Genomic DNA, 14,420 nt, shown 5'->3' on the forward strand with positions numbered 1-14,420 from the left:
CCCTCCCTCTCCGCCGTTACTCTACGAACCTTCTAAGTCCCAGCTTCACTTTTACAAGATGCTGCTTGTAAGCATCAATTTTGGCATTGTATTCTTCTTCGGTGAGGAGCCCGTTCCCGTATGTCTCCTCAAGCTCAAGGATTTTATCCATTATTGTATTTTGCTTGGCGATAAGAAGTTTAAAGGCTTTTTCATCCGCGTCATTTTCCAGTTTTTCCGCTTCAGCCCTATTCCTTAGGCTAAAATAGGAAAAATAGGCAATTCCCGCTATAACGATTGCAGCGAGCACAATCATTAAAACATGGGGATTGAAGCTTTTTAATGGCGATTGATACCACATCCGTAAATGGCCTGGATTATGGAACGCAGGCGATTGCTTTGCCACAACGGTTCCACTTTCTGCATCCGCTCCCGCCTGCTTTGCTTCCCCGGCTTTCGGCTGAATGTCCTTGTTGTAAATCATGGTGAATGGCTTGTTGGCAGGTATTGCTTCCACGCTGTATCCTACATACCTCTGGTCCTCAAAATTGAATAATCCCTGGTTCGTGGCTTCCACGCCTTTGAATTCAATGCTCCCCATTCCTTCTGGCACTAGCACTTGCATCATCTGGACCGGGTAATCAAATGCGAGATTAATATCCCGTCCGGCTGGCATCCTGTAGCTATAGGGAAGGACAATCGTCTGGCTTCCCGGGATTGGATCGGTTGTAATAAACCCATTACCGGTCTGCTTCATGGCAATTTTTCCATCAAGGAAATTCAAGCCCGTACTTCCTTCAGGCAATGTCACCGTCAGGACAGCTTCACTTTTGCCGTCACCCTTATATTCCGAGGAATCCACATTGGTGTAATTTACCATGTTCATCATATTCGTAGATCCATCTTCCGCTGGGCTCACAACAAGATAATGCATATCTATCGTGATTTTCGGTTCGGCGGCCGCGCTAGCTCCCGCAGGCGCCAGCATTAGAAGGCCGAGGAGGAAAACCGTGATTTTCTTAATCACTTTCCTCCCCCCTTTTTACTTTTCTGCTGAATGGAAGCTTCAATTTCCCGCTCCACTTCAGCTAGTAAATCCCTGTCGATTGCCTTCTCAGGGGATGTTTCTTCATCCCTCATGAGCTTCGCAACCTGGCTCTCATACTGTTTCTTTAATTGCCTATAATCGCTTTCAGACAGTTTTTCCATTTTGTATTCGAACTCTATTTCATTCAATGTTGTAAGCAATGCTTCTTTGGTTGCCCCGTTGGATTGGCTTTTCCTCGTATGGTCAAGGAATGTTTCATCCTTGAAAAACGGTATGATCACCAGATAGAGGCAGCCGAGCACAAACACCGCGGTCAGGAGCATTGAGATGATTGAAATGTCTTCCATTCTGTTCACATCCTAAAGATACTTTTTTCGTTCCTCGTCAATGATCGAAGAAAGAATTTCACTTTCCACTTCATCCTGCCCGGTTGTTTCTTCAATTTGTCCGGCGGCTTGCCCTTTCCTTTTGACCCACTTTCGGATAACAAAGAACAAGGCAGTCCCCGCTCCTCCAAGTGCGACAAATGGAAGGACCCACGCTGTCAGGCTGAACCCCTCTTTTTCTGGGGCTGTCAGGATTTCCTCACCGTAAATTCCGATATAATATGCTCTGATTTCATCTTTATCCATGCCCTTGTTCATCATATCAACGAGGTCTTTCTTAAATTCAACAGTCAGGTTGCACGTATTCGGGTCGCATTCATAATGGTCCTGCCCGCAGCCGCACGTACAGGAGAATTGCGAGGCCACAGCCTTGAACTCTTTCGATTTGTAATCAAATTCCTTCGCGAATACAGGGAACGCTGCTGCCTGAACCAAAATCAAGACCAGTAGGATTGCCGTATAAACTTTCCTTGGCATTTAAGCCACCTCCCTGGAAGCGCCGGTGTACCTTGGTGTTACGCCTTGGAACCTGCCATTCCAGACTGCGAAAATCGACCCAATTACGATTAGGAATGAACCGAACCACATCCAGGTCATCATTGGGATGACTTTTACAATGAAGGTTGCCCTTCCGTCGTTCTCCCACGCGCTGAGAATGATATAAAGGTCTTCCTTCACACTAGAAATCAGGGCAACTTCCGAAGAAGGCTGATCCCAATTTCCATAGAATACCTTTTCTACTTCATAGCTTCCTAGGCGTTTCCCGTTTTTAAAAATGGTCAGGTCGGCATAAACGATATCATTGACGCCCTCTGACTTTTGATCAAGCTTGTCGTAATTGATCCGGTAATCGTCTATTTCCATTGACCCGCCAATCGGAATTGTTTTCATCGTTTCATGGTCATAGTTTTGCGAGCCGATGATTCCAAGTGCAATGAACGCTATCCCAAGATGGACAATATACCCGCCATAACGCCGCCTATTTTTTGTCATAAGCCTGTAAAGTGCAACAGGCACGTTTTCGCGGGTCATTTTCCTTCTCGCTTTTACGCCTCTATAGAATTCAAGATAATGTGTAATCAAGAGAAGAATGATGACCCCATATCCGATGACTGCCCAGGCTTTTTGAATGCCGAGGACAACCATAAGGACCATTGCGGCTACCGCAAGAATCGCCGGAATCAGAAAGTTTTTCTTCAAGTTTTTCAAAGACGACCTCTGCCAGGCAAGGAGCGGACAGACAGCCATCACAAACATCATTGATAACAGGATTGGTGCTTGGACCGCATTGAAGAACGGGATTCCAACCGTTACTTTTGTTCCCCGGACCGCTTCGGAAACGAGCGGGAAAATGGTTCCCCAGAATACTGCGAATGCGGATCCAACAAGCAACAGGTTATTGATTAGGAATGAGCTTTCCTTTGAAACGAATGAATTGAATTCGCCTGCGCTCCTCTTTATCAAATTGTAGCGGCTCATCAGGACATACATCGCGCCAATAACGGCAACCCCCATAAAGATCAGGAAATACAATCCGAGATTGGAATTGGCGAACGCATGGACTGAAGTAAGGACGCCGCTTCGTACTAAGAAGGTTCCAAAGAGAGTTAGAGCATAAGAGATTATGATTAAGCTAATATTCCAAACCTTCAACATGTTCTTGCGTTCCTGGATCATGACGGAATGCAGGAAGGCGGTTGCTGTCAGCCATGGCATGAAGGATGCGTTCTCAACCGGGTCCCACGCCCAGTAACCGCCCCATCCCAACTCTACATAAGCCCATTGGCCGCCGAAGATATTTCCAAGGCTCAGAAACAGCCACGCGATAATGGTCCATCTTCTAGTCATCTTAATCCAGAAATCATCCATATTTTTCAGAATCAACGCCGCCATAGCGAATGCGAATGGTACAGCCAGGCCTACATATCCCAAATAAAGCGTAACAGGATGGATGATCATTCCCGGGTTTTGCAGCATCGGATTCAAGCCTTTTCCTTCAATTGGCACCTCAGGCAAAATTGCAAAAGGTTTTGCGACAAAGCTGAGAATAAGGAAGAAGAATACAGCGTTCCCGAGCAGGATTGACATGATATAGGGAATCATCGGGTTTCCCTTCATTTTCCGCGAGAATACAACCATCACAATATAAAGAGTAAGGAAGAAAGTCCATAATAGGAGCGATCCGGAATTTCCCGCCCAAAGGGCTGTAAGCTTATAGATTACAGGAAGCTCGCTGCTCGTATAATCGTTGACATATTCAAATTGGAACTGTGATGTTGCAAGCAAATAGAATAATGAAGCCATTGCCAGGGCGGTGCTGATAAATAGTCCGATGACCGCCCCTTTTCCACTATTGACAAGCTTTTGATTTTTAACGGCAATTCCGTAGGTTGTCACAAGCAAAGCATACACAGCCAGTGCAAGGCCAACATAAATTGTTGCATTTGCGAATAAATACATATGTCTCCACCTTCTTTAGTTTTGGCCTCTATTCTTCGCTGGAAGGCTTTTTGTTTAACTTATCCTTGTGCTTATCCGGGTCATAGTTCTCCATGTCTTCGCCTTCATACTTGGACGGGCATCTCGTTTTGACCGTTTCGGCAACAAAAGTATTGTTGCCTGTGGGCGCTCCCTGGAGGATTGTAATGACGCCTTCCGAAAAATTGTCCGGCCTTACACCGTTGTGTACCACATGCATGACATTTCCATCGTTATCCTTCACATCGAATTTAAGTTCGATTTTATCTGCATCCCACTTAATTGACTCTTCAATAAGCAATCCTTCTACTGTGACAAAGTCATCTTTATGTTTTTCCTGGTTTGCGAGTAAATCTTTCATAGTCAACTCAACACCGCTCGAACCGGGAGTCGCTGCCATTAAGAGAAAGACGATTGCCCCCGCGATTATAAATCCGCCTAGCATAACGATTGTATTTTTTTTCATTACCTTCTCCCCCTTAAATTAATTTCTTTACTTGTTCATCGTAGGATTCTTGATCAATCTTCCCATTCAATAGCTTTTTGCGAAGCTCCTTGATTTCTTCATCGTTAGAAGGTTTCATCTTTGGCTTCTGTGGCGCCTTACTTCCCTTATCCTTTTTAGATGAGGGAGGGTTTTTCCTGTTTTCCTGTTTGTTTCTTAAGCCAAAGAAGACAAACATCCCGGCAATGATAATGGATACGCCTATGATGACTCCGCCAGCAGTACCAACAATTGGCCGGCTATTGTCCCCGCCGCTTCCACCATTGTTCGAAGCGAGCTGGTCTGTTGCTGAGGTGCCATTATGGTTTTCGTCATTCGGGGCTTTGTTTTTATTAATCATTGAGAGGGTTGAATCGTTTCCATCTTTTTTGTAGGAAACAATGTATTTATATTTACTTCCTTTTCCGGCCGCCTTCACTTGATAAAAAGCAATTTGTTCTCCATAATCACTTTTTTGCGTACTTGCAGGTTTTGGTTCAAGGGTGATATCGGTTGATTTCAAGGGGGCGTATACAATGACATCTAGGGTTTCAATAGCCGCCGGCGCGGTATATTCATAGGTAAAGCTTTTCTTTTCATTCACTTCTATTGGATTGGAATAATATTCGATAACAAACTTATAATCGGCATCTTTCTTTATTGGATTCTGCGGGGTAAAGGAAATGACGCCTCTTTCTTTATCCACTTCAAATGGCCGCTGAACTTCCGGCTTATCGTCACTTGGAAATTCCGCTACGAGATAAACCTCAAAGTTTTTCTCGTTTGCAGGAACAGGAACTTCAACCTTCCCGCTGAAATCCTGACCGGTTTTGTTTATTAGCGTTCCGTACTGTCCAACCAAAAGCGATGGTTCTTCCTTTGGCCAATTTTCCGGGTAATCGAACTCCGGCATTACCTGGATCTGCATTTCCTTGTATGGAAATTGCTCAGGCAAAAAGTTCCCTTCCGCCTTCGCTGCGAAAGCATCCGAATACAAACCGGACGAAACAATCAGTAAAAACGCCATCAATTTTTTCAGCATGGTAGTCCTCCTTGGCTAGTGAAAAACACATGACTAGAACGTACTATTTTTCACTATAGTCCTCTTTGGAATAAATATAATCGACCACAGAACCCATTTGTTGAAACACTCTTGAACATTTTGTTAAAGGGTGTAAAACGTTGCGGTTTGGACAAAAAAACAACATAAATTGTTCACAAATAACTCTCTTGCCGGGCAAAAACGGGTTAAATGATTGTAAGAAAACAATCTTTTTTGATGGATAAAGAACAGCCTTGTGAATGATTTAACAATCATATATCCCTGTGTGCCTAAGGGCATATCAGCCAATATACAACGCTTAAAACTTTTCCATTTTTTTCTTTCTTATAATAACTATAAAGCTTATTGTTTTTAGCATGTAATCATGATTTTGACTATTTTGTTAATCTTGGCATTCGCGTTTGTTTCTTCATGTTTATCCAATGTACCCGCTTCCGTTCGTGCCTTATAATCTAATCAAGAGGTGGTTTAGTATGAGGAAAATATTTAGCGTTCTAATTGCATTGCTGCTTGCAGGATGCGGTGTGACGAAGTATGAAACAGTTTCTGTTGAAGAAGCGATGGAATTGATCAAAAATAATGAGGTTAAAATCCTGGATGTACGGACTCCGGAAGAATACAATGGAGGCCATATTCCAGGCTCGGAGCTTATTCCCCTTCAAGTTCTTGACGGTATGGCCGAAAATCTCGATAAGGATGTGGACTATCTTATTGTTTGCAAAAGCGGGAACCGTTCCAAGCAAGCAAGCGAGCTGCTGGCCGCCAAGGGGTTCAGTGTTCTTAATTTGGATGGCGGAATGAATGCATGGACCGGGGAAGTCGAACAATAAAAAGGAGACCCCCGCCAGTCAGACTGCGGGGGTTACTCTTATTTTTGATTTTCAAGGGAGCGGATGTAAGAAACCACATCGGAAATATCCTTTTTGCTTAACTGGCGTACTCCTTCAAGTCCTTTCAACGATGGTGCCATCCTAGTATTTTCCCGTCCGTAGGCCGTGTCGATCCAGATTTGTTTGTCGGTGCTGTATTTTAGGTAATTCGGATGGGCAAGTGCAGTTCCCATCTTCGGCTTTCCTGCCCCTCCCTCCCCGTGGCATTGAATGCAGCTCATTTTGTAAATTTTTTCTCCATTTTCGGGATTTCCCACGACCGGATTCGGTACATCATCAAATTTCATCTCTTTTTTATGCCAATTTCGTATGAAAGCCACAACATTTTTCAACTCTTCTTCGCTCAGCCTCGGCCCATACGCAGGCATTGCGGCTTCCGGCCTGCCATATTTAATATAATTGGAAAGGTCTTCATCGCTTGCGGAGCTTAAAAATATTTGGCTGTTGATGGATGTACCCGCTTTGGCCCCTTCACCTTTCCCTGTCTCTCCATGGCAGATGGCGCAATTAAGCTTATAAACTTTTTCACCCGCCTGGACAGCTTCAGCATTCTTTCCGTTGAAGCCATTCGCGGTAATGAAAACGGCAACCCCGATTATAACGATTAAAATATAGAAGCCGATTAACAATTTCTTTTTCATGGCAGCACCCTATCTTTGGCCCAATGTGAAAGAGGCAAGGCCAAAGCCCTTCTTTGCATTCGGTCAATTTTTGGTTCAAATTAGGCAGAACTTCTTATCGGGCTATACAGTCTTCTGCAGCCAGCCCTCCTGCAATGCGAAAGCTGCCACCTGCCCGCGGCTATTCATATGGAGCTTCTCCATAATATTTCGGATATGATTCTTTACCGTGTTTTCAGAGATAAAGAGGGAACAGGCAATTTGGCGGTTTGTCATCCCTTTTACAACCTCAGAGAGGATTTCTTTTTCCCTTCTCGTTAGCAAATTGCTTTTCGGCAATGCATTTCGAGCAGCAAAATGGTCCTCGAGTTTTGCAAGATTATTGATGATCTCCTTGGCAATCGGCCCGGAAATAACATATTCACCCCGGCTCGCCATTTGGATGAAGGCCAGAAGTTCATTTGGCAGGAGGCTTTTCAGCACATAACCTTTTGCGCCGTTGCGTAGCGCTTCTATCATTCCTTCTTCATGAACGTCTACCGCAAGCACAAGGATGTTGGTCTCGGGCACTTCCTCGATAATCTTTTTCATTATCCCGATTCCGTCCTCGGAGGGCATATTTACATCCATTAAAATAATATCAGGCTTCAAGGTACCTGCCATGGATGCAGCCTCTGATCCAGTCCGCGCTTCTCCTACCAGTTCAATGGAAGGCTCCTCATTTAAAACCGTTTCAAGCCCTTTTAAGAACATAAAATTAACGTCGACGATTAATACTTTCATTTTTTCCATCAGGCAGGAGCCTCCCCTATTCTAGGTGTCACGGTACTACCGGATCAGGATGCCGATAGCTAATCCAATATCGCATTTCCCACTTAATTACTATCAATTGCTTTCATTGTAGTCCCCCTTGCCACTACTTACTAGTTACCTTCATCGCTTTTTGAAAATTGTTCATATTTACAAAAGGAAATCTTCACAATATCTTCATAAGTTTGTGCTTAAAAGAAGGCCGCTTAAGGAAAACAAATAACCCGGCTCCTGCTTGAATGCAGGGCCGGGCTTTTTAAAACATATTTAACGTCAATTAAGCACGTGATACATAGCTTCCGTCAGATGTATTGATGATTAGTCGGTCGCCTTGGTTAACGAAGAATGGCACTTGGACGACTAGGCCAGTTTCCAATGTAGCCGGTTTGGTACCGCCGGAAGCTGTATCTCCTTTGATTCCTGGTTCCGTTTCCGTCACTTCAAGTTCAACCGTATTCGGAAGTTCGATACCCAATGTTTCCCCGTGGTACATCATGATGAAAACTTCCATGTTTTCCTTAAGGAATTTTAATTCGTATTCAATCGCGCTTGCAGGCAGTTCGATTTGCTCATAGGATTCATTGTCCATAAAAATGTGCTGGTCGCCGCTGGCATAAAGATATTGCATCTTGCGGTTGTCAATTTGCGCCTTCGCTACTTTTTCTCCCGCACGGAATGTTTTTTCATTTACGTTGCCTGTGCGAAGATTACGAAGCTTGGAACGGACAAAAGCCGCGCCTTTTCCCGGTTTAACATGTTGAAAATCCATAACCCGCCAAATGCCGCCGTCTACTTCAATCGTAAGCCCTGTGCGGAAATCGTTAACTGAAATCATGTGTGTTCCTCCTAGTTCCTTAAAGAATGATCAGTTCCTTCGTTGAATGTGTAAGGGATTCATTGTGGTCAAGCGTTATTACAGTATCATCCTCGATACGGACGCCGCCCAGCCCTGGAATATAAATGCCTGGTTCTACAGTGACAACCATGCCCGGTTCAAGGATTGTTTCGGAAATCCTTGACAGCGACGGCCCTTCATGGACTTCAAGCCCAATGCCATGGCCCGTGGAATGCCCGAAATACTCACCGTATCCCTTTTCGGAAATCAGGTTTCGGGTAAGCGCGTCGGCTTCCTTCCCGGTCATCCCCGGTTTAATGCCGGCCATGCCGCGTAGTTGGGCTTCAAGCACGATATCATAAATTTCCCTTAGCTTTTGATCGGCTGTACCCACCGATACAGTCCTTGTAATATCAGATACATACCCTTTATAGTAGGCTCCAAAATCAAGAGTTACAAAATCTCCCGACTCGATCACTTTATCGCTTGCAACACCATGCGGTAATGCCGAACGATGGCCTGAAGCGACTATGATATCGAATGAAGAGGAAGAGGCACCAGCCTTCCGCATAAAGAATTCAAGCTCATTTGAAACTTCAAGTTCTGTTTTGCCCGGCCGGATAAACTCCAGGATATGGGTAAACGCAGCATCTGCAATGCCCGCTGCTTCCTTTAATATCTTAATCTCTGAATCCGTCTTAATCAAGCGCAACTTTTCAATGGCGCCATCTACCGGGACGAGATCCCCTTCATATACTTTTTCATACGACTTGTACATCGCATAAGTAACATGATTTTGCTCAAAGCCAAGTTTTGTTATTCCCAATCGCTTTGCCTGCGCGGCTACCTCTTCCTGCATGGTGCCGCCATGTTTTACAACCTCAAATCCCTGGCATTGTTCCGTTGCCTGCTCAACATACCTAAAATCAGTAATAAAGAGCGCTTTTTCACCGCTGATCAGCACAGCTCCGGCCGATCCCGTAAAATTGGAGATATAATGGCGGTTAAACCCACTCGTAATCAACATCCCGTCAATCCCCAATTTGCCAAATTCATTTCTCAGTTTCTCCAGTTTTGACATTACAGTTCCCTCTCCTTCTCCATTTCCATGAGGGCAAAAAATGCAAGTTCATATCCCTTTGTTCCAAGGCCGCTGATTTGCCCGCGGCAAACGGCGGCCGTAACAGAAGTATGCCTGAAATTTTCCCGTGCATGGATATTCGATATATGTACTTCGATAACAGGTAACCGAATTCCTGCAATCGCATCCCGAAGCGCGTAGCTATAATGCGTATACGCCCCCGGATTAAAAATAACCCCTGCAAAACCTGCTTCATCCGCTTCCTGAAGCCAGTCGACAAGGGTTCCTTCATGATTCGATTGCCTGCACTCCACCTCCGCACCATGGGCGGCCGCAAGATTGGCAACGGCGGCTTCGACATCCTGTAAAGTTCCCTGGCCATATACGCCGGGTTCCCGCTTTCCAAGCATATTCAAATTCGGACCATTCAACAACAAGATTTTCTTCATATCCAAATTTCCCCAAATATAATATTTTCCCTCAAAGGGGGCCTTATTTTTCCTAACTCATTCTACCACATTCCCTTCCATTCTCCTACTGGGATGCGTATTACGATTCTCCCCGATTGCGATAATCCCAGGAGATCGAGTAACCGATAAAAACGCCATATAGGATAAACAGGCAAATAGAGGTTGCCAAAGTATTTTTATCAAGCACCCCAAATGGCAAAATACCGGGAAACATCGGATTCAGCAGCATAAAGACCAGGAGGAACAATCCTGACCCATATAGGATACCGGATACCAGCCCGTCCCTTTTTTTAAACAAAGCTGAATAAATAAAGGCCACGCCAATCGATACAATCCCAATAAGTAAAATTGCAATAAGTGTCCCAATCCAGCCGTTTTTCCAGGATCCCAGCGCCCAAGGACCTAGAATTTCCCTAGGAGTAATTTTTGTGAAATGGAAATAATATCCTACCTGACCTATAAAACTCCAGAACAAACCTCCCCAGAAGCCTGTAAGCAAAACAAGCTTGGCAAACCCGCTATCACCCGCAAGACCCTTATTTTCTTTGCAATTGTTATTTTCCACGCAAACCATCCTTTTTAAAAAATTTAACTAGACAGGCTTAGTATGTACGTTTATCCTCTTTTCCTTCATAATAAGCATTTTTTAATTAGGATTAGGAACTCATACCTAGTTGTTTTAGCGTTTTTCTAGTAAAATAAAAGCAAGTACATCCAGCCTGAGCTGTGTGTGCAACTTCATGTTTAGGTTGGTGTAAGAATGGCAAATGAAAAAAAACCTATATACGGAGGCCAGGCAGTCGTTGAAGGGGTCATGTTTGGCGGAAAGTACAACTATGTTACGGCAGTAAGACGGAAGGATGGATCGGTCGATTATTTCCGGCTGCCCCGCAAAACACATCCGTTTGTCGCTTCTTTAAAGAGAATTCCTTTTCTGCGGGGAATCGCCGCAATCGTGGAGGCCAGTGCAAACGGCTCCAAACACTTGAATTTTTCAACTGAACGATTTGAGATAGACCCGAAGGACGATGAATTGATCGAAAAGCAGGAAACCTCCAAACTTTCCATGTACTTAGGCGTCGCGGCGGTGGGGGTTATCTCCTTTCTTTTCGGGAAGTTCCTTTTCACGCTCATTCCCGCCTTCCTGGCCCACCTGGCTTCACCGATATTCCCTGACCGTCCTGCCCAGGTCCTTATCGAAGGTCTTATCAAGCTGATCCTGCTCCTTGCATATATATATATTGTATCGCTTACTCCCCTTGTAAAAAGGGTATTCCAATACCACGGAGCAGAGCATAAGGTAATCAATTGCTTTGAAAACGGATTGGAGCTGACTGTAAAAAACGTCCAGTCAAGCTCCCGCCTTCATTACCGGTGCGGTTCAAGCTTTATTTTATTCACGGTCATTGTCGGCGTGTTCGTCTACATGCTGGTGCCGGCTGACCCATTGTGGGTGCGCCTTTTAAACCGTCTCGCCCTAATCCCTGTCGTGCTTGGGATTTCTTTTGAAGTCCTTCAACTGACAAATAAATTGCGTGATGTGCCTGTACTACGGTGGCTCGGGCTTCCTGGGCTATGGCTCCAGCTTTTAACAACAAAAGAACCGGATGATAGCCAGGCGGAAATTGCCATCCTCTCATTTAAAGAACTTCTAAATATGGAAAAGGAGAGTGAGGTTACAAAAAAGACGGAAGAAATTGTCTAAATTCCTTATTGCGTGTGTTTAAAATCGTGGGAATATGCTTAAGATGCTCTTAGGGAGGTGGCTATTTTGAAAAAACGGAAATCCGTTCTTTTTTTGGGCGCGCTTATACTTCTGGCGGCAATTGGCATGATCGGAAAGCTTGTCGAGAACCCTGCAGGCTTTATTCGGCAAATCGCACTCATTGCCTTGATCGGCTTTATTATATATTTAGTTTTCCGCCGATTTATGGGAGCCGGCCCCGGTCCCGCTAGAAAAGAGCAACGGCAATTCCTCAAAGCTGCCAGGGAATCAAGAAAACGGAACGGACATAAAAATGACTCTGCCGGGCGTAATGTGGTCCATGGTTCACTCGCATCATTAAGGAAGCCGAAAAAGAAAACAGCGGCACACCTGACCGTGATAGAAGGCAAAAAAGGCAAAAAGAAAAACCGGGCTTCCTTTTAGGAAATCCGGTTTTTCTTTTTCGAGATTAATAGCTCCATTTTTTAAAAAAGATTTCGGCGCATTGCCGGCCATGGCTGATCAGCTTCTCTTTTTTCTCTTCTGTCAGCCCAAATTCCGTGGAGGCAACCCCGGCCGTCGGAATGAAAATAATGTTTTTGGCATGTTTCCTTGAGATATACCTTGCATCGTGCGCATCCTTCATCGTTTCAAACAGCGCCTCAAAAAGCTGGATGGCATTTTTTATTTTGTGTTTCGGGCGGTTCTCGGGCTCATGGCTTAGCTGGATCCCGAGAACCGGCCTTACCTTTTTTACGTTTTCCGTGTCAAACAGCCACATTGGAAAATTGCTCAATACCCCACCGTCAACAACTATGTTCTTTCCTCCCACTCCTGCCAGCTTTACCGGTTCAAAAAAATACGGGATGCTGCAGCTCATCCTGACCGCTTTCGCAACCGGAAAAGCTTCGGGAGAAATTCCGTATTTCGGCAGGTCATCAGGAAGGATGATCATCTTTCCGTTAGTTAGATCAGAAGCGACAACGCGCAGCGCTTGATGGGGAAGGTCGGCGAATGTCCGCAAACCCTTTAAGGCGAGTTTCTCGGCTAACCACTGTTCGAGTGCCTCCCCCTTATATAAGCCTAACTTCCAATACAGGAGAATCCATTTTGTCACCGGGCCAGGGATAAGCAGTTTCCTGGAATCCAATAAATCGGAAAGGTCAAGTTCGTCAAGCAGGGCATGCATCTCCCCGCTAGTGTACCCCGCGGAAATCAGGCTCGCCACAATTGACCCGGCACTCGTACCCGCCACCCTACAAAACCTGAAGCCACGCCTCTCAATTGCTTCATAGGCACCAACCAGAGCAAAACCCTTTATTCCGCCGCCCGAAAAAACGCCGTCTATCAGCATGGAAGCCACTCCTGTCGATGTATTCCTCCTACATCTTTAAGCGGCTTCCTTCCAATATAGTACCGTGGACAAATTGAAAATTTTCATTTTTGCGTATCAGATCGGTGGATTACGTAAAATACTGCACTTCCGCTTCCGGGAAATATTCGTTAATATATCCGCGGATCGTCCTTTCAAGTTCTGCGGCTTGCTCTGTAGGGTAAACGTATTTGCCAATCCCGTACCGTCCCCATTTGTATTTCCTTTTTTCTTCATCCATCTCAAGCTTTGTTTTCGGATAGCGCTTCAGGATGACATTTTTAGCAGGCTTTGTGAACCGGTGCTGGATCATTTCAAAGGAAAGCTTGTTGATGAAAACCCCATCAAGCGACGCCCTTAGCCGTTCGAAAAGCTCTTTGTATCCTTCCTCCCAGCCTTCATGCCTATAAATCGGCGCGACGATAAATCCAAGCGGATAACCAGCATTTGCTACCTTCCTTGCTGCTTCCAGCCTCTCATCGAAAGAGGAGGTGCCCGGTTCAAAATTTTTGATGACAAAACGGGAGTTAACACTGAACCTGAAGCGGGTTTTTCCATTATGCTCCGCATCGAGCAAATGGTCGACATGCTGGTATTTTGTCACAAACCGCAATTGCCCGAATTCCGATTTTCCGATAAACTCGATTGCTTTCTTGAGTGAATGCGTTAAATGGTCGATCCCGACAATATCCGATGTACAGGCCGCTTCAAACCGGGTAATTTCCGGAGCGCGCTCATCCATGTATTTTTGTGCCTGTTCGAAAATTTCGTCAAGGTTCACATACGTCCGTATATATGGCTTTGAACCAAGCGTCGTCTGCAAATAGCAGTAATGGCAATGGCCCATGCACCCGGTCGCAAGGGGGATAGCGTATTCAGCCGACGGTTTCGAGGTGTCGAATTTCAGGGTTCTTCTGACTCCTACAACCAATGTCGATTTCGCGTTCCGGTACTGCTGCAGTTCATTGTTCCCTGGAATGCCCCGTACCTGGTTATGGGAGGTGGTTTCCCGAATTTCAATTCCCATTCCCTCGAATTTTTCCTTCAATTCACGGCCAAGCGGATATTCCAATGCTTGCGGCTCAATATAAACCAATTGTGGCATGAATGGTTTCATCTTAAGGCCCCTTTCTTTTGCAAAATGCATTTAAAATAGTATTGGCAAAAGAAAGGACGGAAACAAAAAAAGAGGACGGAAA

General features: G+C 45.0%; 17 protein-coding genes. 3 read left to right on the top strand and 14 right to left on the bottom strand.

All coding sequences use genetic code 11. The features are described 5' to 3' along the window. Positions 1-16: 16 nt before the first annotated feature. From V1499_RS14575 to V1499_RS14600, 6 genes are read right to left on the bottom strand one after another with little or no spacing between them, the layout of a single operon-like run. On the bottom strand, positions 17-1,006 hold the full coding sequence (locus V1499_RS14575; RefSeq protein ID WP_409270617.1) for a hypothetical protein: 990 nt from the start codon (positions 1,004-1,006) through the stop codon (positions 17-19). Continuing rightward, entirely contained in the window at positions 1,003-1,374 is a 372-nt protein-coding gene (locus tag V1499_RS14580; RefSeq protein ID WP_409270618.1) for a hypothetical protein, read from the bottom strand. Before V1499_RS14580 ends, V1499_RS14575 begins: the two co-directional genes overlap by 4 nt. 12 nt (positions 1,375-1,386) lie before the next feature. Then, the gene (locus V1499_RS14585; RefSeq protein ID WP_409270619.1) at positions 1,387-1,890 is read right to left on the bottom strand and encodes a cytochrome c-type biogenesis protein; all 504 of its coding nucleotides are present in this window, start codon (positions 1,888-1,890) and stop codon (positions 1,387-1,389) included. Beyond that, positions 1,891-3,873, bottom strand: a complete 1,983-nt coding sequence (locus V1499_RS14590) for a heme lyase CcmF/NrfE family subunit (protein WP_409270620.1) — start codon at positions 3,871-3,873, stop codon at positions 1,891-1,893. It lies immediately after the preceding gene. Positions 3,874-3,901: 28 nt separating this feature from the next. Continuing rightward, positions 3,902-4,357 (bottom strand): cytochrome c maturation protein CcmE, encoded by a 456-nt coding sequence (locus V1499_RS14595; RefSeq protein ID WP_409270621.1) that lies wholly within the window; start codon positions 4,355-4,357, stop codon positions 3,902-3,904. 13 nt (positions 4,358-4,370) lie between these two features. Further along, complete coding sequence (locus V1499_RS14600) at positions 4,371-5,417, bottom strand: hypothetical protein (protein ID WP_409270622.1); 1,047 nt, start codon at positions 5,415-5,417, stop codon at positions 4,371-4,373. 494 nt (positions 5,418-5,911) lie between these two features. Here V1499_RS14600 and V1499_RS14605 point away from each other — a divergent pair, with 494 nt between their 5' ends. Further along, entirely contained in the window at positions 5,912-6,268 is a 357-nt protein-coding gene (locus tag V1499_RS14605; protein WP_409270623.1) for a rhodanese-like domain-containing protein, read from the top strand. 38 nt (positions 6,269-6,306) lie between these two features. Here V1499_RS14605 and V1499_RS14610 read toward each other — a convergent pair whose 3' ends face one another. The 6 genes from V1499_RS14610 to V1499_RS14635 form a co-directional block, all read right to left on the bottom strand. Further along, positions 6,307-6,969: a c-type cytochrome gene (locus V1499_RS14610; protein WP_409270624.1), complete on the bottom strand. Its 663-nt coding sequence runs from the start codon at positions 6,967-6,969 to the stop codon at positions 6,307-6,309. 102 nt (positions 6,970-7,071) lie between these two features. Continuing rightward, positions 7,072-7,740, bottom strand: coding sequence for a LuxR C-terminal-related transcriptional regulator (locus tag V1499_RS14615; protein WP_409270625.1), 669 nt, complete (start codon positions 7,738-7,740; stop codon positions 7,072-7,074). A gap of 295 nt (positions 7,741-8,035) precedes the next feature. After that, a complete protein-coding gene (gene efp, locus V1499_RS14620) occupies positions 8,036-8,593 on the bottom strand; it encodes an elongation factor P (protein ID WP_409270626.1) in 558 nt (185 codons plus the stop codon). 19 nt (positions 8,594-8,612) lie between these two features. Next, positions 8,613-9,674, bottom strand: a complete 1,062-nt coding sequence (locus V1499_RS14625) for a M24 family metallopeptidase (protein ID WP_409270627.1) — start codon at positions 9,672-9,674, stop codon at positions 8,613-8,615. Continuing rightward, complete coding sequence (gene aroQ / locus V1499_RS14630) at positions 9,674-10,123, bottom strand: type II 3-dehydroquinate dehydratase (protein ID WP_409270628.1); 450 nt, start codon at positions 10,121-10,123, stop codon at positions 9,674-9,676. Before aroQ ends, V1499_RS14625 begins: the two co-directional genes overlap by 1 nt. A gap of 100 nt (positions 10,124-10,223) precedes the next feature. Then, entirely contained in the window at positions 10,224-10,709 is a 486-nt protein-coding gene (locus tag V1499_RS14635) for a YqhR family membrane protein (RefSeq protein ID WP_409270629.1), read from the bottom strand. A gap of 195 nt (positions 10,710-10,904) precedes the next feature. On the opposite strand from V1499_RS14635, the gene V1499_RS14640 reads away from it, so the two are divergent. Together V1499_RS14640 and V1499_RS14645 are read left to right on the top strand one after the other, a co-directional pair. Beyond that, on the top strand, positions 10,905-11,849 hold the full coding sequence (locus V1499_RS14640; protein ID WP_409270630.1) for a DUF1385 domain-containing protein: 945 nt from the start codon (positions 10,905-10,907) through the stop codon (positions 11,847-11,849). 57 nt (positions 11,850-11,906) lie between these two features. After that, positions 11,907-12,293: an SA1362 family protein gene (locus tag V1499_RS14645; RefSeq protein ID WP_409270631.1), complete on the top strand. Its 387-nt coding sequence runs from the start codon at positions 11,907-11,909 to the stop codon at positions 12,291-12,293. A 25-nt stretch (positions 12,294-12,318) separates the two neighbouring features. Here V1499_RS14645 and V1499_RS14650 read toward each other — a convergent pair whose 3' ends face one another. Continuing rightward, positions 12,319-13,203, bottom strand: a complete 885-nt coding sequence (locus tag V1499_RS14650; protein ID WP_409270632.1) for a patatin-like phospholipase family protein — start codon at positions 13,201-13,203, stop codon at positions 12,319-12,321. 109 nt (positions 13,204-13,312) lie between these two features. Continuing rightward, on the bottom strand, positions 13,313-14,338 hold the full coding sequence (gene splB / locus V1499_RS14655; protein WP_409270633.1) for a spore photoproduct lyase: 1,026 nt from the start codon (positions 14,336-14,338) through the stop codon (positions 13,313-13,315). Positions 14,339-14,420: the final 82 nt, after the last annotated feature.

The organism is Neobacillus oceani, assembly GCF_046237595.1.
Taxonomy (GTDB): Bacteria; Bacillota; Bacilli; order Bacillales; family Cytobacillaceae; genus Bacillus_D; species Bacillus_D oceani.